We start from the raw sequence: 22941 nt of genomic DNA on the forward strand, positions 1-22941 counted from the left end.
ATAGCAGAGTTATTACCGAATAAGTTTTCGGAAATGTTTGTCATTGAGCAAATAAGTGTTGAAGAAATCTTTAAGCAAATCAACAGTCATGGAGGTTAATTATGAAAAATAAGTATTTCGCATATTCTTATCTTTCTATAAAAACATTAATTTTAAATAAGTCTCTGCTATTTGGATTTATATTTAATCTAATCATAGCGCTGATTGCTTCATTGTATATGATAATTTTTCAACCGGATTTCATGTCAAACGCCCTTGCTAACAGAATCCCTGAATTTGGAAGTTCGATAGGCTTGCTTAATATCATTGCCATAATGGTCGTCTTTTTTCTTTTTGGTAATGTTGCCACAATGATGCAAAGTGTTATTGATGACCGAGATAGTAAAGTGTCTGAGATTATAAATACGAGTATTTATGAGAATCATTATTTAGTTGGTAAATTAGTGTCTTCATTCGTTTTAATTTCAGTAACTATTATAAGTACCGCTATAGCTTTTTTGATAGCTGGGATTGTCTTTGCTATTTTTAATCCATATGATTTTAAGATTTATACCGATATTGTAAAACCACTTATAACATCTTTAAATTTCGAAAATGTGATGTTTATGTTTGGGTGTGTAGGCATAGGTCATTTAATGTTAATTACTTCTATTTTATTTGCGCTTGGGACATCTATAAAAGCTAATAGCGCTGTAGATGCTTTCCCTGTATCACTTTTAGTATTAACGCCATATTTTTTACTCTTTGGTTTATTAATTTTCCTTCCAACTGGTAATAGTGATTTATGGATATCAATTTCATCCATTATGAGTTTTATACCTTTGTTTTCACCAATTTTTATACTGATGTACGTATTTCTAGAGGGTTTTACGATATTAGCATATGCTGCTATCTTTATTTCAATCGTTTATTTAATAATGATATTTAAAGGGGTTGTCAACGTATATAGCTACGCATTCTATATGAGTGAAAAGATATCTTTAAAGAAAATAATACTGTTGGCTCTTAAAGGAAGAGTACGGTTTCGATGATTAAGTTGTATTGATTCGTACCTTGCGGAGTAATGAAAAATGAATAAGCACAAGTAATGGTGAAACTAACTCATAAATGTTGTCATTCAACTTTTATGAGTTTTTTTAATCGATATTTTCGACACTAGTAGCAAATATTATTACTGTAAAAATTCTTTTAGTATGACGATTATTGGATAAACTACCTTTGAGGATTTTATTGAAGGGAGAATACTTTTGATGGAATGGGATTTTATATGGAAAGCGATTTTAATTGTGCTTGGTGGTACTATCCTTTTAAGAATAGCAGGTAGAAAAACGATATCCCAAATGACGTTAGCCGAAACGGTTCTTATGATTGCTATTGGCTCATTACTCATACAACCTATCTCAGGTAGAAATATCTGGATGACGTTATTTGTAGGAGGAATATTGGTTGCCACACTCATTGTATTAGAATACGTACAACTGAAATCCGATGGAGCTGAGACATTAATTACAGGTAAATCAAAGGTGCTAATTGAAAACGGGACGATAAATGAGAAAAATTTAGCTAAAGTAAGAATGACGGTTGATCAACTTGAAATGAACCTTCGGCAAAAAAATGTAACCAATATTAGTGATGTACAGTATGCCACGATTGAACCTAATGGACAAATAGGGTATACGTTGAAAGAAGATGCTCAACCGGTGACAAAAAAGGAATTTCAGCAGCTTTTACAAGATATGTCAGCCAACCAAACACAACTTGCTCAATTAAATCAGCAGCTAAGTAAAATTAATCAAGATAATATGTTCACAGAAGTTAGCCAAAACGAGCACGCCCAAAATCCGCCGGAGCATCTACAATAATTTAACTCGACAAGATTGGTTTAGAAGAGATTTAGACTTGTATAGGAGGCATACAAACAATGAATGAAAGTGGAAAGAAAATATATTTAACATCAAGTGAAATTGCGTCACTTTGGACAGGGTATATGAACGATAGTATGTCAAAGTACGTCCTAAGTTATATGCTTAAACATATTAAAGATAAGGAAATTAAACCAGTTGTTCAGCATGCTTACGATATTTCTGATAGTCACTTAAAACAATTGGAGGACATTTTCCAAAATGAGCAATACGCCAAACCGAATGCATTTACCAAAGAAGATGTAAATGAAAACGCACCTTGGCTTTTCTCTGATTTATTCTGTTTAACTTATGTGAATCACATGGCAAAAGTCGGTATGATTACGTACAGCGGATTTGTTTCCATGTGTGCGCGCAAGGATATGCGAGATTATTTCACACAAGCGTTAACTGAGACCGCTAATCTTTATAATTTATCAATGGAAGTCGCAATGTCTAAAGGGATCAATATTAGACATCCGTATATCGAAGTTCCGAAAGAAACGGATTATGTGGACAGTAAAAAATATTTAAGTGGTTTAAACCCTTTGAGTAACAAACGGCCACTAAACGCTGTTGAAATTTCACATTTGTATCAAAACATCGTAACCAACTCAGTCGGTATGAAACTGTGCATTGCCTTCGGTCAAACGTCACCTTATAAAGAGGTGCAGGACTATATGTTAAGGGGTAAAAATATTTCAAAGAAACATATGAAAATATTTAGTGATAAACTCCTTGAGGACGATGTTGAATCGCCACATTTACCTGATGTGGGTGTTAGTGACTCGACAACGCAAACGTTTTCCGATAAATTGATGATGTTTCATATGTCTCTTATCATTTCAGCTGGGATAGGGAACTATGCTACGGCAGGAGCGGCAAGTCAGCGAAGTGATTTAATGATTAACTACGAACGATTGTCATTAGAAGTTAGTCGACTTGCTAAGAGTGGGGCAGATATTATGATTACACATAATTGGCTTGAACAGCCACCTGGCTTAAAAGATCGAAAAAAATTAACAAGAGAAAAAGAAGGTTAAAATGATTTACATTTGTGAGATGCAAGGTGTTTTTTCAGTATTTATCACCCAAAGAACACCAATAGACCGTTAATTTGACAGTCTATTGGTGTATTCTATGCTTAATCTTAACGTTTCTTTAAATTAGTCGGTTATTAGTTATTTTTATTAGCTAATTCTTTCCGGTCATCAGCCATAGGTGGTTTCTCAAACCAGCCATGTTTTATTAAAAAATTAATTCAGCGTACAATCCCATTTCAGCTATAAGCTTTGAATAATGACCCGCAATATCTCTCCGTTGGGCTACAGACAACCCAACTCCATAGAAGCCTATCGCAGTAGAAACAATTGCTTCAGTATGAAATAGCATCAGTTTTTCAGAAAAAGGTGCAACGGTGGAATTTGTCACTTCCGCTTCCCATCTTTTGGGTTTTCCCAATTTAATTTATGTATTTTTAAAGTAGTCATAACAAGGTATTACTTATTGCCTAAGTACGTTAAATTAGTCATGAAAAAGACAATTTAAATCATTTGCAACTAATCTATTTTCTCATTAAGATTGAATTATCAATATAATTTGATTAGAGGAGAGGTTAGCTATGGGTTTCTTTTCAATGTCGTCAAAGCGTAAATCTTATAAATATGGATATCATGGAAGTCACCATTATAAAAAGAAAGGGTTATTAGGGAAATTCCTTCATTCAATGCAATCTAGAAGTCATTCAGGTCATAGATATTATCCACGTCCACACCATCATAATCCACCTCAACAGGGAACAACGAACACACAGACTCAAACATGTCACAATTGTCAGTCACAAATACCGGCTGGATCTAAATTCTGTTTACAATGTGGTGAAAAGGTCAATACATCATCATTTTGCACAGGTTGCGGTGAAAAATTACCAGCGGGTGCAAAGTTTTGTTCGAATTGTGGAACTAAAATATAAGAGGCATCAAGAATGTTGACAAAATTGCCAGGGAAAAGTATTAAAAATTATAGAATGATTAAGCGTATTGGTGAGGGAAGGTTTTCTGTCACCTATTTAGCTATAAACGATCAAAACAAAAAGGTTGTCATTAAGCGATTTAAGAGAAAGGTGATCAAGAAAAACGACTTTCAAATAGAAGATGAAGCAGTGATCCTTTCACAAATGAATCACCCAAGCATACCTGAACTGCTTGGGATTATTAATCAGGATAAATTTTACGGTTTTGTATTAGAGTTAATGCCTGGTGAAACTGTTGATTCATTGTTGTTCAGACATAAATATTCATTTTCTGAAACGGAAATTAGAATTATTGGCTATCAGCTTATTCAAATCTTGAAGTATTTACATGAGCGGGGTATTGTACACGGGGATATTCGAATACCCAATGTTTTAATTGATGATAATAACCGTGTTTCGCTTGTTGATTTTGGCCTAGCTGATTGGGCAGGACATAACCATATAACGTACGATCAAGACTTTTCATACTTCGGAGATTTTTTAATGTACCTTCATTATTCGTCGTTTAATGGGAAACAAAGAAAGAAGGGGCCTTGGTATGAAGAACTTGATTTATCATATGATCAGGTTTATTTTTATAAACGGTTATTACGATTAGAAGAACCTTACACGAGGATTGAGGAAGTAGAAAAGGACTTTCTTAAAGTATACTCAGATGACAATAGTAGATGAGTCAGGAATTAAACTGCACACATGTAGAAGTTTAACATTTGGTTGTAGTTTTTATATACTTTTACCTGCTTTGACTAAATAAATATAATCAGGTTCACCACGATCTACTGGAACTGATAACTCGGTAACATGTTTAAAGATTTGCTTTAACCTTGCTACAAAATGTGGTGCAGAAGAGGCACTCCAAAACGAGATCACCCCTTGTTCGTTTAAAAGGGAAGCTAGTACATGAAGGCTATCTTCCTGATAAAGGGTGTTATTAGATTCGACTACTGTCCAATCAGGTCCGTTATCAATATCCAGACAGATGACATCAAATTTTTCTTGGGTCTCATACATCCATTTTGTAAAATCAGCGTGTACGATATTTGTGCGAGGGTCTTGTAAACTATTTGATGAATATTCAGCTAAATACGTTTTATTCCATTCGATGATACATTTTTCAATTTCAATCACCGTAACCTCTTTGATATTTGAATATGAGAGTGCTTCAGCGAGGGAAAAACCTACTCCTAATCCTCCGATCAATACACGTTCAGGGTGTGTCGCCTCTTCGATAGCTGCCTGGACAAGTAATTTTTCAGATTCTCCATTATAAGTAGCCATTAAGAATGTTCCATTGCTAATGACTTCGTATTCATCACCACGTTGTTGTAATTGAATTTCTCCTCTAGATGTTTTAGCATAGTCAATTACTTTTGGAGAAGTATACATCGAAAACACCCTTTCTCATACCAATTTGATGTTCATTTTATCATAAATCTGAGCCATGATGGTGCATGACGAACGTCGCGTCAATTTTCCATTTCCGGGTAAACAGAAAAATTCCTAAGCTCTCTGACAACACGTGAGATGGGTAAACCGACGACATTGTTGTAATCTCCGACAATCTGCTTTACAAACATCGCTCCCAAACTCTGAATTCCATATGCCCCGGCTTTGTCATAAGGGTCATTCGTGGATATGTACCAATCAATTTCTTCTTTTGACATCGGCCAAAATTCAACCTTTGTTCCTTCAACAAATACAGTCTCATAATCTGCTGAACGTATCATAACACCGGTAAATACTTCGTGGACATCTCCACTTAAAGAAGCAATCATTTTTGATGCCTCTTCCTTGTCTTTAGGTTTTTCAAAAATATGTTGGTTGAAGGAAACGACTGTATCAGACGATAATATGACTTCATTCTCATGCTCGATTGTAACGTTCTGACCTTTTAGTGTAGCTACCTGCTTAACTTTTTTTACCGGGTCACTCGTGTTGACTTGAGATTCATCAATGTTAGGCTTTTGGATTGAATAGGGAATTTTAACTTGACTTAAGAGCTCCCGCCTTCTTGGAGACGATGATGCTAAGATAAGTTTGTTTGGCATACAAGTACCTCTCTTTTCTTAAAAAATTACTCACACTGCCTTTTTAGTATTTTAACCATACTAATGATAAATTTCCAACAAGAATTTTATCCACCAATTGATAATTTTTCTTAAGTAAATATGAATTGATACGTTAGTTTTAAACAATCTAATAATAGACGTTTAAGATGAAATTTATACCGGTCAATTTATTTAGAGTAACTGAAGAGGTGCTTCTACATGAAGAAGATTTTGTTACTACCGCTATTAGATAGTTTACCTTCGGGACATCATCAAGTCGCTAATACGATCTCTGAATATGTCTATAATCGATCAAACGATATTAAGTGTAAAAAAATCGACATAATGAGTAGGTGGAATCCAGCTTTTGAATCCATGCTCACCAAAACGTATTTATGGTGGATTCAAAAGAATCCAAAATCCTATGCACGAGCTTATCGGAAGTTTGTATATCAACCTGATAATCAACGAACTTATAAACATTACGAGTGGATGTTTCAGAGAAAAATGAAGGACATTCTTGATGATGAAAATCCTGATTTAATCGTTTGTACGCATGCTTTTCCGTCGTATCTTGTTAATAGACTTAAAAGGCTTGGCGAATGTCAAATTCCTACGTTGAATGTATATACAGATTTTTTCATTAATGATGTGTGGGGAGAAGACATGGTGGATTATCACTTTGTTTCAAATGTCGGTATGAAATATAGCTTAAAAAACAATCATCATATACCTAATAAAAATATATTTGTAACAGGGATTCCTGTAGATGAGAGTATTAAACAAGCAACCCTAAACCAAAGAAGTAATGATAAATTAAACATTATTGTCTCAGGTGGTAGTGCAGGACTTGGGTCGATTATGGAATGTATTCGACATACTAATCCATATAAACAGGTAAACTATTATATTTTGTGTGGCAACAATGAGCGTCTCTATAAAGACATTAGAAATATGAAGGCAGAACATATCCATCCACTTCCGTACATTTCATCGCGTCAAAAGATCAATGAATTATACAGTTTGGCCGATGCTATCATTACCAAACCAGGTGGTGTCACAGTTAGTGAAGCTGTAAAGAAGAGGGTTCCGATCTTTGTCCATTCTGTACTCCCTGGTCAGGAGGAGATAAATTTGGCACACCTTTTAGAACAAGGACTTGTATTTACGATTGATAAAGAAGCTCCAATTACGGAACAAATTCTCGAGGTATTAAACAGTAAGGAAAAAATGGATAAATATAAACGTTCACAAAAGCTTTATTTAGATACTTTAGATTTTCAGGATCCGGATGATATTTATCATTTTATTATTTCAATATTAGGTTCACGAGAAAAAAAGCTAAGCTAATGGGATGATCTTGATTTGTTATGTCAGGTCACCTTGTATATACTTTCATTTATTTCAAATAGCCTTTGGTGAACATAAGGCATTTTGGATATTTTTCATCTAAATGTTGCATTCTAATTATATACGAACCATTTAGATGAGGGTGATTGTTGAAATGAATTTGGCAGACATTATGACGGTTATCGCTTTTTCCGTTTTAGGCATCATTTTGCTCCTATTAATCGGATTTGGTATATACGAGTATTTTATTGATCGAACTCAAAAACAGCACCCAGTACTTAGGAATTATCCTTTGCTCGGAAGGGTGAGGTATTTTTTTGAAAAAATCGGCCCTGAACTTAGACAATATTTTTTCAATAGTGATAACGAAGGAAAGCCTTTTTCTAGAAGAGAATTTCAGCATATTGTCCGCAAGGCAAAATATAAAAGGGATGTAATCGGCTTTGGGTCGCAACGAGACTTCGAAGGTGCTGGCTATTATATTCGAAATTCGATGTTTCCAAAATTAACTGAAGAACTGAGAAAGGATCAAGATACAACAGTAGCGACTCAGCGTTATTTACTCATTAAGGATCCTTTATTTACACAACGAGAGGAAGTATTGGAAAAGGAAGAATCAGAAGCCTACCTGTTACCTGAGGAGGATGCTATTGTTATTGGTGAACAGACGGAACATCCGTTTGTTATTAGAGGTCAGATTGGTATGTCGGCAATGAGCTATGGCTCTCTTGGTGACCGTGCTATAACGGCACTTTCAGAAGGGCTAGGCATAGCTGAAGGTACATGGATGAATACTGGAGAGGGTGGACTGTCCGATTATCATTTAAAGGGCGATGTTGATCTCATTATGCAGATTGGCCCTGGTCTTTTTGGCGTCAGGGATAAAGAGGGAAATTTTGATTGGGATGAGCTGTTAGAAAAAAGCAAAATTCCACAGTTAAAAGCTTTTGAGATTAAATTAGCACAAGGAGCCAAAATCCGAGGTGGTCACGTTGATGCCGAAAAAGTGACGAAGGAAATAGCAAGGATCCGCCGTGTAGAACCATTTAAATCAATAGACAGTCCCAATCGTTTTTCAGAGTATGAAGATATCCCATCATTGTTTGGTTTTATTAATCAAATTAGAGAACATACTGGTGTACCGGTAGGGATGAAGATTGTAATCGGTAGCCCATATGAAGCTGATGAATTGGCACAACATATTCGTGATTTAGGTACTGGCCCTGATTTTATTACAATTGATGGTGGGGAAGGTGGTACGGGTGCATCATATCAAGAATTAGCGGATAGTGTAGGACTACCTATTAGATCAGCACTACCACTCGTTGATGAGGCCTTAAGGAAATATGGGGTTAGAGATCAAGTAAAAATCATTGCCTCAGGTAAATTGTTTGCACCAGATCGTGTTGCGATTGCATTGGGAATGGGCGCAGACCTTGTTAATGTGGCACGTAGTTTAATGATAACAGTAGGATGCATTCAAACTCTGAAATGTGCATCAAACGCGTGTCCTGTTGGTGTAGCGACAACGGACCCAGATTTACAAAAAGCACTTGTCATCAATGAAAAAAAGTGGCGGGTAGCTAACTACATTATTTCAATGCGAAAGGGTCTTTATCGTGTTGCTGCAGCATCAGGCCTTGATTCGCCAACGAAATTCAAACGGGAACATGTCGTATATAAGGATGAAAAAGGGCAAATCCAACCTTGGTAAAAAGTTGGATGTGTACTCATTTATACAATTTGTGAAACTGAATAATATTAATTTGATTTTCGGGTAAAATATGCCTGAAGTAAAACTTTTTTATGTTAAGAGGGGTTTTGTATGGAAACGGATAAGAGGAATGTAAAATTGACATCAGCTGAAATATCAAGTTTATGGAGTACCTATATGAATGATAGTGGTGTTGTTTGCCATTTACAGTATCAACTCAATAAGGTTGAAGATGAGGATATTAAGCCAGTACTACAGAATGCGTTATCCATGTCGCAATCCCGGATGCAAATGATTGAAGAAATTTTTTACAAAGATAATTATCCAATACCACATGGATTTAAAGTTGATGAAGATGTTGATATCACGGCCCCAAGGTTATTTTCGGACATTTATTTTTTAAATACGGCCAATCAGTTAGGAAAAATTGGACTGAATAACTTTAGTGTCGCTTTAGCGGCCTCAGTTCGTGATGATGTTTATCATTTCTTTAGTCAGTCTCTACGCGATGCCGATTTAATTACTAAAGAATCTAATGAAGTACTATTGTCAAAGGGTATATTTGTGAGATCACCTTACTTACCACATCCAGAAACGTACGATTTTGTTAAGGATGGTCATTTTTTAGCGGGATATTTTGGTGATAAAAGACCCTTAATCGGCTCGGAAATATCCAACTTTTATGGTAATTTCCAAAGGAATGCCTTGGGCGCAGCCACCTTGATGGGGTATAGCCAAGTAGCAAAAGACGAGGAAGTGGCTCAATTTTTTGTGAAAGGGAAAGACATAGCCAAAAAGCATTGTGAAATATTCGGTTCCTATCTTAGGAAAAATGATTTACCAAGCCCAATGGCATGGGGATCTGAAGTGACGGATGTAACGACTTATGTATTTTCTGACCGTAAAATGATGTTCTACACATTATCCCTCATTGCATTAAGCATTGCCTACTACGGTTCAAGCTTGTCGATGAGCCCAAGAAGAGATATTGGTGTAACATATAGTAGGCTTATAGCTGAATTAATGAAGTATTCAGATGAGGGTACGCGAGTGATGATTAAGAATGGTTGGATGGAAGAACCGCCTCGGGCATTAGATCGAGGTGAATTGGCCAGGAAAAAGACATAATAATAAAAAACGTTGCTCTTTTGTGAGGGCAACGTTTTTTGCTTATCACATAAATGAAGTAGATAACCCATTCGTGGTTTATATTTTTTGACTATATAATTGATTTAAATAATACAGGTATTGATTACATGAAATGGAAGTCTGATTATGGTGAATAACGGTGTGTTGAACTTTATAGCGGCGTGGTAATTGTGTAAGTCTTGCTAAATATCTGAAGGATGGCCTAATGACGGTGTTTTCTTGGAAGGCTGATCTTTCGCTATCTGCTTCCCGGTTTTTATTCAATATAGCAATGATTTGCTCAGATGACCTAATACCTAGTCCGTGCCCGAAAAATCTACCGTCTTCTAAAACAACCGCATTTTCTCCTCTTAACCAAGGTGTTCTCGAACTAACGTCAGGATTTTTAAAGTAGACGACATCACCAGGCAACAGGTGATCGGTTTGAATACTTTGGAGTCTAAGGTCGGTGTCATAATGCCAACTGTACAAATATAAATCTTGGAATAAGTGATCGAATAAGTCTTCATCAATACTATTTAACACAGCATGGTAGTAAATGATTAATATCGCTGTTGCACATTCTGTTGCATACTCTAAGCTGTTTATATAAATATCTTTAATGGCTTCAGATGGTAAAGCATCTGGTTTTAATTTAAATCCTCCTGTAGATGTCAGTTCCCAGTACTGAGGATTACAACGAGCATTCTCAAAGATTTCAAATTCTAATTGACTTTGATTCAGTGCTTTTGAACTATCAACGATGTTTTTTCTTAAATTAACTTCAAATGATAATTCATCAATCGATCGGTACTGATGAACATTTGGATCTTCATGAATTTGTTGAACAATTATACTTTCAATACTTCCAGATGGCCAAATGTCATTTTGATTAAAATCCACTCCAGATACGGTAATCATACAACCCCTCATTTCAAGCTTTAGAGTCAATTTGTGTTTTATCATAATGTATTCGAACCCTATATTAATGTGTATAAAGTGAGTACTGTGAGCAAACGCCTTAGTTATATAAGTCTATTGATTAATTTCTAACCTTTAGATAGATGTTGTCTTGTTTTCAGGAAAATATAAAAGTATTTAAGGGAAAATCAATGTGAATGAATGTTGAGCGATCGACTATTATCAACTAAGATGATGGTTATGCACTAAGGAAGAAGAAATTAAACATTAGAGGTGGAATAAAACTATATGTGCGGTATATTCGCAACAACAGGAAACATGGCTGAGACATTAGTGAATGATGTTTTACAAAGTATGCATCACCGAGGTCCAGATGAAGGTAAAGATATAAAATTAGACAATTTTCATTTAGGGCATAGACGATTATCTATTATAGGGCTTCATGATGGAATTCAGCCGATTCATAATGAAGATAAGTCTAAGTGGATTGTTTGTAATGGTGAAATATATAATTATTTGACTTTAAAAAAAGAAATTAAGAATAATGTAGACTTTTTGACGGAATCGGATAGTGAAGTCGTACTGAAAATTTACGAAGAAGAAGGAATAGAAGGTGTTCGTAAGCTAGATGGAATGTTTGCCTTTTTCATAGCAGATGATGAGAATAACACATTTTTGGCTGCAAGGGATACCTTGGGGATTAAGCCACTTTATTACGGTCGAGATAAGACAGGTCAATTATTGTTCTCATCTGAACTGAAAACGTTATATTTAGTGACGGATGATGTACACGAATTCCCAGCAGGTCATTATTATACACCGGAGACCGGTTTTGTTTGTTACCGAAAAATTGAAAGTCCGGTAAATGCGGATATTTATGATCAGCAATCATTAGACAAGATTACAATGCAAATTAACGAAGAATTAACAAGTGCGGTTAAAAAACGTCTATTGGCTGATGTAGAAGTAGGTGTATTATTAAGTGGTGGACTAGATAGTAGTCTAATTTCAGCCATCATAGCCAATTTAAATGAAAGTGGTCAACCTGTTAAGTCCTTTTGTGTTGGTTCAGAAGACAGTGAAGACTTAGTACGGGCAAGGGAAGTTGCAGAAGCAATTGGAACTGAGCACCATGAATACATCTATACCAAACAAGAATTAATTGATGTATTACCAAAAGTTATATATCATCTAGAATCATTTGAACCATCACTTGTGCGTAGTGCGTTACCGAATTATTTTGTATCTAAATTAGCTGCTCAACATGTCAAAGTTATTTTATCCGGTGAGGGTGCCGATGAACTTTTTGCTGGATATGACTATTTAAGAGAATTTAAAGATGACCAATGCTTAAACCATGAAGTGATTCGTATTATTAATTCACTTCATAATATTAATTTACAGCGTGCAGATCGTATGAGTATGGCACACTCATTAGAGCTTCGTGTACCGTTTTTAGATTTAGAGCTAATTGAACATGCTTTAAAAATTCCAGCCAAACATAAACTTCATACAGAAGAGCGAATGGAAAAATGGATTTTAAGAAAATCGTTTGATGGTTTACTGCCTGATCAAATTTTATGGCGTAAAAAAGAAGAATTTTCAGCTGGAAGTGGTGCTTTAGAAATTTTAGAACAACACGCAAATAACACCATCACAGACGAGGCGTTTAAAAAGTTAAACTTAGATGCACCAATTGATCTTCGAAGTAAACAAGAAGCTTTGTACTATAAAATCTATAAGGAAATTTTCCCTCAGGCTTCTGCCATTGATGCTGTTGGGCGTTGGGCAACAGCTTAGTAAGAATGATAGAAGACCGCATTTAGAGTGCGGTCTTTTTCTAATTTATTTGATTGAGATTTTTTGTATTACTATTTCCGATACCCAATAGGACAATGGCTATCGTTACATACCACCTCCAACCTATTAGACGGGATGATTTAATACATCGATCCATTTTTTATTAAGCATATAACAAATTGTTACAAACAGATTACCAGCAAATGACACAAGAAATATTCCCGAATTTTCTGTATAATGGAAGTAGACATCATAGAGGAGAGGGGTCTTTATGCTGAAGAAAAAGAGATGGATGAAAATTGGTATAGGGTTTCTAGTGACTCTATTAATCATAAATATAATTGCTAGTTTTTATTTTTATGATTTAGCGATTAAACGGGAACAAAAGGATTTTTTACAAGATAATGATGACTTGGTTGTTTCAACAGATGCCATGGATGTATTTCTTAGAGGTGGTTGGCGTGAGTGGATTGATAACCAGGATTTTGAATATTGGGAAATGCAATCGTTTGATGACTTAAGACTTCAAGGGTATTATCTTGAAGCAGAAAAACCGACTGATAAAACCGTCATTTTTGCACATGGTTACCTTGGACGAGCGAGGGATATGGGGCTTTACGGACAGCATTATTATGAAGATTTAGGCTATAACATGTTGACAGTCGACCTGCGTGGGCATGGCCAAAGTGAAGGGGATTATATCGGTTTTGGCTGGCATAGCCGCCTCGATATGCTGGATTGGATCGAGCGTGTCATTGAAGAGCAAGGTAAGGACTCTGAAATTGTGCTTCATGGGCTTTCAATGGGTGCAGCAACGGTCTTAATGACTAGTGGTGAAGATCTCCCTGATCAAGTGCAAGCGATTGTTGCAGATAGTTCATATACAAGTGTGTATGATTTATTTGATTACCAAATGTCACGTATGTTTAATCTACCATCTTTTCCAATTTTGCCGACGACAAGTTTAGTGACGCAAGCAAAATCTGACTTTTCCTTGAAAGAAGCATCTGCATTAGATCAAGTGAAAAAAGCTGAATTACCAATCCTATATTTCCATGGTCGTAACGATGATTTTGTTCCAACACGAATGGCAAAAGAACTGTACAACAATACGAATAGCGATGCAACGATAAAAACCTTTGATGAATCAAGTCATGGTGAAGCGTTTGCGATTTATAGAGAGGAATATATTAACGTCCTCAATCAATTTTTAAAACAGCATATAAATGAAGAGTAAGTAGAATTTATGATTTAATAATAGACGGGTAAAATAAATGGTAAACTTTTAGCTTGGAGGGGGCATTTTGGGACACCATCATGATCATTCTCATGGTTCAAATAAAAAAGCATTAATGTTTAGTTTTATCATCATTACGATATTCATGATTGTTGAGGCTATTGGTGGGATTATGACCAATAGTCTAGCTTTAATTTCAGATGCTGGTCATATGTTAAGTGATGCCGTATCCCTCGGTGTTGGATTGTTAGCCTTTAAAATGGGTGAAAAAGTCGCTGATTATAACAAAACATATGGGTATAAACGTTTTGAAATTTTGGCAGCTGTTTTTAATGGGGTAACACTCATCTTGATTGCGATTTATATATTTTATGAGGCGTTTCATCGCTTTCAAAATCCGCCAGAAGTAACGTCAACATGGATGCTCGTCATTGCTTCAATCGGATTAATCGTTAATCTAGTTGTAGCCTGGGTCTTAATGCGCGGGGATACCAATCATAATTTAAACTTGAGAGCTGTATTCTTACATGTTTTAGGTGATTTACTTGGATCGGTCGGTGCTATTGTCGCCGCTTTACTCATCATCTTTTTTGACTGGGGTTGGGCTGATCCACTTGCTAGTGTCATCGTCGCAGGTCTTGTTTTAATTAGTGGTTGGCGTGTCACGAAAGATTCGATTCATGTCTTGATGGAAGGCGTACCTAAAAATCTGGATTTAGAAGAAATTATAAAGGCTGTTGAGAGTATTGAGGGTATCAATAGTATTCATGATTTACATGTATGGAGTATTACGAGTGGTCAAAATGCCCTATCATGTCATGCGGTAGTAGATGGTGATAAGTCGATAGAAGATTGTCAGTTGTTGCTGCGAGATGTTGAACATCATTTGGAGCATAAAGGAATCGGTCATGTGACCATTCAACTCGAAAGTAATGATCACCCACATTCAGAAACGTTAATGTGCAATGGTGATGAATAAAAGGATCAGCACCAAACTCATGAGCGCTGATCCGCCAAGAAGGGCCCGATCCGCCAAAATAGAGACTCGATCCGCTCGCCCAAAAGCACTAGTCTGATATTTCTGTTCCAATCCATACTAAATAAGCTGCTACTTGTAATTAATCGTTTTTCGTTCGTCGTATTCGGAAAAACACGATTAATCCAATGATCAAAAGTGGTATTAAAACAGGAGAGAGACCGACAATCGCGACAACGACTCCTGATCCAATATTTAATAAAAAGTTTAACGAGTCCATGAAAAGTTTTTGTGCCTTGGCAAATGTATTGAGTTCGGATTGTGATTGAACTTCTGGAACTGATATAGCTTTTTCTTGGATGGTAATGGTAACAGTGGAGTAAGCAACATGATTTTCTAGGTAATTCATTCGGCCTTTAATTTGTTCAATTTCAGACTGAACACTTGATAAGTCATCGGAAATTTTTAGTAGATCTTCTGTTTTTTCTGCGTCTTCCATAAATGATAGAAGACGTGTCTCTACGGCTTCTTTAGCCTTTAATCTGGCCTCTAAATCGACGTATTCTTCTGTCACATCTTCGCCTTCTTCACTCTTACTTAGTACGCGTGCATTTTCAGATTCAATGTTGTTCATAAATGATGTGAAGTGTTCTTGAGGAACGCGTACAATAATTTCACCATACATGTTTTCCTCTTCACCACGTTTGTGACTAGAGGATTGAACGACATATCCGTTCATATGATCGAGTTCATCACGGATTTTTTCAGTTGCCTGATTAAAGTTGCTAACTTCAATACTAATTCGTCCTGTTTTAATAATCATCTGGTTAGTCGCTTGGTTATCTACTGCAGTATCTTCACCATCTGCTTCATTTTGATTTCCAGACATATCACGGTCCTCAGATTCGGAAAAGCCAGCATCATCACTTGCAGCTTTTTCTTCATTACTTTCTGCTAGGTCTGCTATTTCACTATCTTCCCCTTCGTTGCTACAGGCATAAAGGCCTATCACTAACAAAAAGCTAGTCAATAATAATAGTTTTTTCACATTGTGACCCCCTAATTTCTTTATATTTATGACGTTAAAAAGTGAATAAAGTTACATATTGATTAAACCTTTTTCATTCCGGGAATATAATGCTGTATGAAACAGAGAAAAAGGGTGATTGAGTGGTACAATCGGGACATTACTTGAAAATTGTGAGCATCATCGCTTTTGTGATTGTCCTTTTTTCATTTCATCAGAGGTTATTTGATATTTCCCCGGAAGACATTCGAACATTGATTTATACAGCCGGTTGGTTTGCGCCGCTTTTTTATATCTTCTTATATTTGTTACGTCCACTAGTCCTTTTTCCAGCATCTATATTTTCAATTGTTGGCGGGTTAGCTTTTGGAGCTATAATGGGATCGGTTTTGGCGTTGATTGGGGCAACTGGTGGGGCAATAGTTGCCTTTTTAATATCTCGTCGTTTTGGGGAAGATAATTTTAAACATAAAAAGGTTCTAGAGTTGATGAACAAATTCGAAACGAAAGGATTTTATTACGTTTTACTCTTAAGGTTTTTACCCGTCGTGAACTTCGATTTAATCAGTTATGGTGCGGGGTTGTCAAAAGTAAGCCTCAAAGATTTTGTTAAAGCAACAGTAATTGGAATTATTCCGGGAACATTGATATATAACTTAATGGGTGCTAGTTTAGTAGAGAGTGATAAAAGTACTATGATATGGGTAGGTGTTTTATATTTAATTGTGGTCGTAGGACCAATAATTTGGAAATCAAATATTATGAAACGAATCGAATAAGTCGATACTGAAAATAACAACGGAGGGATAACATGAAAAAATTACAGCAACAATTACAGCAAATCGATCGTAAGGGTTATAAGGGATATAAAAGTTTACAAGGTAAATTTACTTTCCCGATTTTTGATTTATTCATGGATTATGTACAAGGTGACCCGTTTGCATCGCCTTCAAAGATTCGTTTAGTGATATATAAGCGTTCACAAGATATTGCTCCAGAATGGTTAACTACAAAGAGGCGCCAAACCTATATAGAAGATCACATTGCGCGCAGTGTGCACAAAGCCGTTTTAAACGAGAAAACTAAAATTGGTGGCAGCGGAAAAAGTGGTTTGATTGCCATTGATGCGCCTGATCAAGCGATATTAAAACGTTCTGCAGTTTCTGTGACTCATGAAAAGGTTACGATTTGTTTATCCATTGGTTTACCTGCCAATGGTCGTCGAATAAATGGGAAAGAAGCAGAGAAATTATTGATGCAAGCTCTTCCTTCAATATTAAAGAACTCCATTTTTTCTTTAAAAGTGGATCAATTAAAGCAAGTGTTGCATTTGGCAGACCAACATGATGCGATACGCCAAAAAATGAATGAGGAAAATTGGATTGCTTTTATTGCTAATGGGTCCATTTTGCCACGTCAGAGTGGTATAAGCACAAAGCCACTTTCTAATGCCATTCCTTTTCAGAGCCCTGAAGAAAATGAAGTGTCATTCGACATTCCACATCGCGATCAACCGATTACAGGGATGGCGATTAAGCAAGGTATTTCACTTATAGTTGGTGGTGGATTTCACGGAAAGAGTACGTTGCTTGAAGCTCTAGAACAAGGCGTTTATGAACATATTGCTGGAGATGGGCGGGAATATGTTTTAACTAATCCGTCTGCGGTAAAAGTTCGCGCTGAGGACGGACGAAGTATTGCAAAGGTTAATATTTCACCATTTATTAATGATCTTCCAAATGGATCTGATACGAATCAGTTTACAACGGAGAATGCTAGTGGCAGTACATCACAGGCAGCCAATGTTATGGAAGCGTTAGAAGCAGGTGCCACTACTTTATTGATTGACGAGGATACGAGTGCGACCAATTTTATGATACGTGATGAGCGGATGCAGCAGTTGGTCAAGAAGGAAAAAGAGCCAATCACTCCGTTTGTTCAGAAGGTTAAACAATTACGTGATGAATTTGATGTTTCAACGGTTCTAGTCATGGGTGGTTCTGGAGATTACTTTGACATTGCCGATCAGGTGATTATGATGGACCAATATGTGCCGATCAATGTCACCGATCGGGCTCGACAAATTGCACAAGGTAATCCGGTTGAATGGCCAGAGTCATCCACAAGCTTTGGGGAATGGACTAATCGTACAGTCATTCGTCAGTCTATCAAGCAAAAGCTAGGGCAAAAGGCGAAGGTTCAAGCAAAAGGTAGGCATTCAATTATGATTGGTCGTGATACCATTGACTTATCATTAGTTGAACAAATTGTCGATACTTCCCAAACAAGAATGATTGCAAATATGTTAAAATATATGGCGATGCATGCACCATTTAAGTATGATTTATCCATCACGGAATGGTTAAATCATTTTGAGAAAGAAATTGACGAAAATGGTTTAGGCTTTACTCAAAAAAATAATGAACAACATCCAGGTGATTTAGCGAAGCCACGTCGATATGAGGTGGCGGCAGCCATCAATCGCCTGCGTCAAATAAAAATAGACTAACTAGAAAGGAGGGGCGTGCATGAATGTCCAGCAACTAAAGGAAGAATTAATCGCATACAGCAAAGAAATCGGCATTCAAAAAATCGGTTTTGCATCAACAGATACATTTGAAACGTTAAAGCAACGTCTAGTTGTTCAACAGTCACTAAAGTTTCAATCTGGTTTTGAAAAGGGATCGATTGATGAACGCACGACCCCAACACAATTAATGCCTAAAGCACAGTCAATTATTTCGATTGCATTAGCCTATCCGTCACGAATGAAGGACGCGCCTAAAAGTAAAAAAAGTGACCGTCGAGGTATTTTTGCAAGGGCATCATGGGGTAAAGACTATCACGATGTTCTACGTGAAAAACTCAATTTGCTCGGTGAATTTTTACAAGAAAAGATGGATGGCGTAGCTTATAAAGCCATGGTTGATACGGGGGAATTGTCAGATCGAGCTGTTGCTGAACGTGCGGGTGTAGGTTTTGTCGGTAAAAACTGTGCATTAATCACAGAGGAGTATGGATCCTGGGTGTATCTAGGCGAGCTGGTCACGAACCTTCCATTCGAACCCGATGAGCCGATTGAAGAAGGTTGCGGTGATTGTAATATTTGTGTGGATGCCTGTCCTACAGGAGCCCTAGTTCAAGGTGGTCAGTTGAATGCTCAGCGCTGTATCGCCTATCAATCGATTACGAAAAGTTTTTTACCCGATGAATTCCGTACAAAATTAGGGAATCGACTATACGGCTGTGATACGTGTCAGCTCGTTTGTCCAAAAAATAAAGGAATGGACTTTCATTTACATCCTGAAATGGAACCAGATCCAGAGCTGGCTAAGCCTAAGCTCGTTCCGTTATTAACAATCTCTAACCGTGAATTTAAAGAGAGATTCGGATACATGGCGGGTTCGTGGCGCGGTAAGAAACCGATTCAACGCAATACGATTGTAGCATTAGCCCATTATAAAGATGAGACTGCCGTTGATACGTTAGCTGATTTGATGGTGAATGATCCTCGCACTGTCATTCGTGGAACAGCAGCTTGGGCCATCGGAAAAATCGGGCGAGAAGACGCTCACGAAATGATTGGGCAAGCAAAAGAACATGAAGAAGACGAAGATGTGCTGTATGAAATGGAAAAAGGGTTGGAGTTTCTCAGTCAGCATATATAGTGAACGAAAAGGCTTGATTGCCGAGCGAAAAATGGTGATTGGCGAGCGAATTCCGCAAGCTGCCGAGCGAAAAATGATGATTGCCGAGCGAATTATTCTGCCAATTATTAATTATTATAAGGAGAATATTTTATGAAACCTTTAATGTTAACGAGCTATAACTCCCCAATAGGTGACATCATGATAGGCGGACAGGATGAAAAGGTATTTTTTATTAAATTTGGTTCACGGGATGAGTGGGTAGAAAAGTGGATGTCTAAACACAAAATAGATAAGACAGTTCATGACCCGAGTGCCTTTCAACAAGCAAAGGATGAGCTTCAAGCTTATTTTAATGATGAGTTATCACAATTCTCGTTTCAAACTGAGCTGTTAGGAACAGATTTTCAAAAGCGTGTTTGGCAGGAGTTAATCAACATACCATATGGTGAAACATGGACATATAAAGATATTGCTGAAGCGATCAAACAACCGAAAGCGATTCGTGCTGTTGGTGGTGCCATTAACAAAAACCCGATTTCAATCGCAATCCCTTGTCACCGTGTAATAGGTAGTGACGGTACTTTAACAGGCTATGCAAGCGGACTCAATAATAAACGCTTTTTACTCCATCATGAAACAAAATCCAAGGATTGGTTACACTTAACGAGCTGATTTGTGATATAATACATCTCGTTTATTAACGTCTTAAAGAGGTGTAGAAATTGGGTATACATGTTGTGTTATATCAACCAGAAATCCCAGCGAATACCGGGAATATTGCCCGTACCGTTTTAGGAACTAATACGACGTTACATTTAATTCGTCCATTAGGATTTTCAACGGATGATAAAATGTTACGTCGCGCTGGCTTAGATTATTGGCATAATGTCAATATTATATATTATGATTCAATTCAAGAACTGTACGATAAATACCCAGGCGGCAGTTTTTATTATATTGAAAACTTCGGTACTAAGTATTATACCGATTATGATTATAGTAATCGTAACGAAGATATTTTCTTTGTTTTTGGTCGGGAAACAGATGGAATACCGGAGGAGCTATTAAAGGGAAAAGAAGATCGTTGTTTACGGATTCATATGACAGATCAGATCAGGTCCTTAAATTTATCGAATACAGCGGCAATTGTTGTGTATGAAGCCCTGAGGCAACAAGGCTTTCCAAACGTAAAATAAAAAGTGGCAGGTAAATGAGAACCTGCCACTTTTTTTAATCGTTATTTTTTAGGTTGTCCTGGTTTCACATCGTAGCCAGCTGTAAACATGGATACTAAAAATGTTACACATACGCCTAAAATAATAGCTAATTTCATGTCAATCCACCCCTATTCACAGTCATTAGTTTATATTATAACCAAAAATTCCATTCATGTGAACTCATGTCATAATCTGTTCAAAGAAAATTTAACTCAATGTTGTCATAAATATGAATACACATAAGAGCAGGGGGCCTGCTCATGAAACAAAGAATGTCGTTAGAGGAATATGTTAATGCGATTAAAACGGGTGAATTTTATCCCTTATCTGCTCATAAGCGAATGTATCATGCCATTTTATATGCAAAAAAACAAAACCTTTTGGATCATTTGATTGATCAACAGACTATGACCAAACTCATACACCAATATTTTTTACCAGCTAGCCAAGGATATGACATCAAAAAACGAATGTTAATTTTAGTCGGACCGCCAGGAAGTGGGAAGTCAAGTATTGTACGTTCTTTAAAGTTGGCATTAGAAGCATATTCTAAGACTGATCAAGGTGCTATATATCGCATTCAATCTTGTCCGATGCAAGAGGACCCACTTTTAGCTCTGCCCAATAATGAACGGTCTAAATTATCGTTTGAAATTGAAGGTGAACTATCGCCTTTAAATCGATTAAGATTAGAACAGGAATGGAATCATGATTGGCGCCAAATACCGGTTGAACGTATTTATATGTCTGAAGCTAAACGAACTGGTATCGGGAGTTTTTTTCCATCAGATCCATATTCACAGGATATTTCTGATTTAATTGGCACCGTGGATTATGCGAAGATTACGACTTATGGTACTCAAGCTGACCCAAGAGCTTATCGCTACGATGGGGAACTTCAAGCTGCCAACCGCGGGCTTCTTGAACTACAGGAAGTGTTTAAGTGTGATCGACGCCTGCTACTCCCATTTTTATCTTTGGCTGAGGAAAAGGTTTATAAAGTGTCACGGCAAGCTCTAATATCGGCAGATGAGGTTATCATTGGCCATACAAATGAAGAGGATTTACAGAACGTCATTCAATCTAAGAACCAACAAGCTTTGTTAAATCGAATGGTGTTTATTCGAACGCCTTACAATTTAGACTTGAATCGTGAAGTCTCGATGTATCATCAAAAAATTTTAGATAAAGATAAGGAGCGTCTCGGCTATCAAACTTTAGAAACCTTAGCTGCAGCTATGATTCTTACTCGATTAAAACGCTCTAATCAGTCCATCACCCTATTGGAAAAACTTGAATGCTATCAAGAGGAAAAACGTCAACGTGAGTTTTTAGATGAAGGGATGTTTGGGTTAGATCCGAGATATGCGTTTCAAGTTTTATCGATTGTCTGTGCTGAACCTTTGAAATCAATCGAAGCAGATGATTTAATAGACGAGTTGGACCAATTAATAAACGAGGATTTTAGACTGATTCGTCCTCAAATCGATCAATATAGACACGCCATACAACTAGCAAGAAGCAAGTATCAAAAACAATGGATGAAACAGATTAGAGCCATTTTAAAAGATACCCAAATACATCAACTTAATCAATGGGTAGAACGATACGAAAAAGGCACTGATTCAACGCTTTCAAACCAAGTACATCATTTACTAGGGATTGATGAAACCAATATTGATCATTATCAAAACATGCGGAACTTACTGCTTAAAAAGGAAGAAAGTATTTCATTTTCTGAGTTACCTGAAAGATATCAAGATGCATTTATCGATTTATTTTTTTTAAAACATCAAGATCATTTAGAAAGCTGGTTTATAACAGATGTTAAACCAGTGCTGTTAAAGCAAAACTATGTTATAACAGAAAGGCTTAAACAAAGGGTTTTGGGTATCATACAAAACTATTTAGAGACTATAATGCTTTAATCCGACAATTTT

23 protein-coding genes are annotated in these 22941 nt (G+C 36.6%); 18 read left to right on the plus strand and 5 right to left on the minus strand.

The window, feature by feature from the left end:
- Window positions 1-101 precede the first annotated feature (101 nt).
- From BLP77_RS13295 to BLP77_RS13305, 3 genes are all read left to right on the plus strand, one after another.
- Complete coding sequence (locus tag BLP77_RS13295; RefSeq protein ID WP_093857614.1) at window positions 102-1031, plus strand: ABC transporter permease; 930 nt, start codon at window positions 102-104, stop codon at window positions 1029-1031.
- A gap of 219 nt (window positions 1032-1250) precedes the next feature.
- The gene (locus BLP77_RS13300; protein ID WP_093857615.1) at window positions 1251-1862 is read left to right on the plus strand and encodes a DUF421 domain-containing protein; all 612 of its coding nucleotides are present in this window, start codon (window positions 1251-1253) and stop codon (window positions 1860-1862) included.
- A 59-nt stretch (window positions 1863-1921) separates the two neighbouring features.
- A complete protein-coding gene (locus BLP77_RS13305; RefSeq protein ID WP_093857616.1) occupies window positions 1922-2944 on the plus strand; it encodes a DUF3231 family protein in 1023 nt (340 codons plus the stop codon).
- A 205-nt stretch (window positions 2945-3149) separates the two neighbouring features.
- Here the strand turns inward: BLP77_RS13305 and BLP77_RS13310 are convergent, their stop codons facing one another.
- Window positions 3150-3362, minus strand: coding sequence for a DUF3231 family protein (locus tag BLP77_RS13310; RefSeq protein WP_261753352.1), 213 nt, complete (start codon window positions 3360-3362; stop codon window positions 3150-3152).
- Window positions 3363-3627: 265 nt separating this feature from the next.
- Between BLP77_RS13310 and BLP77_RS16290 the strand changes: the two genes are divergently transcribed.
- Both BLP77_RS16290 and BLP77_RS13320 read left to right on the plus strand, forming a co-directional pair.
- Complete coding sequence (locus tag BLP77_RS16290) at window positions 3628-3873, plus strand: zinc ribbon domain-containing protein (RefSeq protein ID WP_425427843.1); 246 nt, start codon at window positions 3628-3630, stop codon at window positions 3871-3873.
- 12 nt (window positions 3874-3885) lie between these two features.
- A complete protein-coding gene (locus BLP77_RS13320; RefSeq protein WP_093857619.1) occupies window positions 3886-4605 on the plus strand; it encodes a serine/threonine protein kinase in 720 nt (239 codons plus the stop codon).
- A 51-nt stretch (window positions 4606-4656) separates the two neighbouring features.
- Here the strand turns inward: BLP77_RS13320 and BLP77_RS13325 are convergent, their stop codons facing one another.
- Window positions 4657-5319, minus strand: coding sequence for a spermine/spermidine synthase domain-containing protein (locus BLP77_RS13325; RefSeq protein WP_093857620.1), 663 nt, complete (start codon window positions 5317-5319; stop codon window positions 4657-4659).
- Window positions 5320-5399: 80 nt separating this feature from the next.
- Window positions 5400-5981, minus strand: a complete 582-nt coding sequence (locus BLP77_RS13330) for a Maf family protein (protein WP_093857621.1) — start codon at window positions 5979-5981, stop codon at window positions 5400-5402.
- Between the two features lie 219 nt (window positions 5982-6200).
- Between BLP77_RS13330 and BLP77_RS13335 the strand changes: the two genes are divergently transcribed.
- The 3 genes from BLP77_RS13335 (at window position 6201) to BLP77_RS13345 (ending at window position 10173) form a co-directional block, all read left to right on the plus strand.
- A complete protein-coding gene (locus BLP77_RS13335; protein WP_093857622.1) occupies window positions 6201-7331 on the plus strand; it encodes an MGDG synthase family glycosyltransferase in 1131 nt (376 codons plus the stop codon).
- 154 nt (window positions 7332-7485) lie between these two features.
- The gene (locus BLP77_RS13340) at window positions 7486-9045 is read left to right on the plus strand and encodes an FMN-binding glutamate synthase family protein (RefSeq protein ID WP_093857623.1); all 1560 of its coding nucleotides are present in this window, start codon (window positions 7486-7488) and stop codon (window positions 9043-9045) included.
- A gap of 111 nt (window positions 9046-9156) precedes the next feature.
- Complete coding sequence (locus tag BLP77_RS13345) at window positions 9157-10173, plus strand: DUF3231 family protein (protein ID WP_093857624.1); 1017 nt, start codon at window positions 9157-9159, stop codon at window positions 10171-10173.
- Window positions 10174-10251: 78 nt separating this feature from the next.
- Here BLP77_RS13345 and BLP77_RS13350 read toward each other — a convergent pair whose 3' ends face one another.
- Window positions 10252-11094 (minus strand): protein-glutamine gamma-glutamyltransferase, encoded by an 843-nt coding sequence (locus BLP77_RS13350; protein WP_093857625.1) that lies wholly within the window; start codon window positions 11092-11094, stop codon window positions 10252-10254.
- 288 nt (window positions 11095-11382) lie between these two features.
- Between BLP77_RS13350 and asnB the strand changes: the two genes are divergently transcribed.
- From asnB to BLP77_RS13365, 3 genes are all read left to right on the plus strand, one after another.
- Window positions 11383-12894 carry an asparagine synthase B gene (asnB, locus tag BLP77_RS13355; RefSeq protein ID WP_093857626.1) on the plus strand — a complete coding sequence of 504 codons (1512 nt, stop codon included), beginning with the start codon at window positions 11383-11385 and terminating at the stop codon, window positions 12892-12894.
- A gap of 271 nt (window positions 12895-13165) precedes the next feature.
- Complete coding sequence (locus BLP77_RS13360) at window positions 13166-14131, plus strand: alpha/beta hydrolase (RefSeq protein WP_093857627.1); 966 nt, start codon at window positions 13166-13168, stop codon at window positions 14129-14131.
- A 67-nt stretch (window positions 14132-14198) separates the two neighbouring features.
- On the plus strand, window positions 14199-15110 hold the full coding sequence (locus tag BLP77_RS13365; RefSeq protein WP_093857628.1) for a cation diffusion facilitator family transporter: 912 nt from the start codon (window positions 14199-14201) through the stop codon (window positions 15108-15110).
- 139 nt (window positions 15111-15249) lie between these two features.
- Here BLP77_RS13365 and BLP77_RS13370 read toward each other — a convergent pair whose 3' ends face one another.
- Entirely contained in the window at window positions 15250-16155 is a 906-nt protein-coding gene (locus BLP77_RS13370) for a DUF4349 domain-containing protein (RefSeq protein WP_176753084.1), read from the minus strand.
- 233 nt (window positions 16156-16388) lie between these two features.
- Here BLP77_RS13370 and BLP77_RS13375 point away from each other — a divergent pair, with 233 nt between their 5' ends.
- From BLP77_RS13375 to BLP77_RS13400, 7 genes are all read left to right on the plus strand, one after another.
- On the plus strand, window positions 16389-16913 hold the full coding sequence (locus BLP77_RS13375; RefSeq protein ID WP_245686890.1) for a TVP38/TMEM64 family protein: 525 nt from the start codon (window positions 16389-16391) through the stop codon (window positions 16911-16913).
- 32 nt (window positions 16914-16945) lie between these two features.
- On the plus strand, window positions 16946-18643 hold the full coding sequence (locus BLP77_RS13380; RefSeq protein WP_093857630.1) for an ABC-ATPase domain-containing protein: 1698 nt from the start codon (window positions 16946-16948) through the stop codon (window positions 18641-18643).
- A gap of 19 nt (window positions 18644-18662) precedes the next feature.
- Entirely contained in the window at window positions 18663-19802 is a 1140-nt protein-coding gene (gene queG, locus BLP77_RS13385) for a tRNA epoxyqueuosine(34) reductase QueG (protein ID WP_093857631.1), read from the plus strand.
- Complete coding sequence (locus BLP77_RS15680; protein ID WP_143001446.1) at window positions 19759-19938, plus strand: hypothetical protein; 180 nt, start codon at window positions 19759-19761, stop codon at window positions 19936-19938. Before queG ends, BLP77_RS15680 begins: the two co-directional genes overlap by 44 nt.
- Window positions 19935-20456, plus strand: coding sequence for a methylated-DNA--[protein]-cysteine S-methyltransferase (locus tag BLP77_RS13390; RefSeq protein ID WP_093857632.1), 522 nt, complete (start codon window positions 19935-19937; stop codon window positions 20454-20456). The genes BLP77_RS15680 and BLP77_RS13390 overlap by 4 nt, the downstream gene beginning before the upstream one ends.
- Window positions 20457-20506: 50 nt before the next feature.
- A complete protein-coding gene (gene trmL / locus BLP77_RS13395; RefSeq protein WP_093857633.1) occupies window positions 20507-20980 on the plus strand; it encodes a tRNA (uridine(34)/cytosine(34)/5-carboxymethylaminomethyluridine(34)-2'-O)-methyltransferase TrmL in 474 nt (157 codons plus the stop codon).
- Window positions 20981-21261: 281 nt separating this feature from the next.
- Window positions 21262-22929, plus strand: a complete 1668-nt coding sequence (locus BLP77_RS13400; RefSeq protein ID WP_093857634.1) for a hypothetical protein — start codon at window positions 21262-21264, stop codon at window positions 22927-22929.
- The last annotated feature ends 12 nt before the right edge of the window (window positions 22930-22941 follow it).

It is taken from the genome of Tenuibacillus multivorans (assembly GCF_900103915.1).
GTDB classification, from domain to species: Bacteria; Bacillota; Bacilli; order Bacillales; family Alkalibacillaceae; genus Tenuibacillus; species Tenuibacillus multivorans.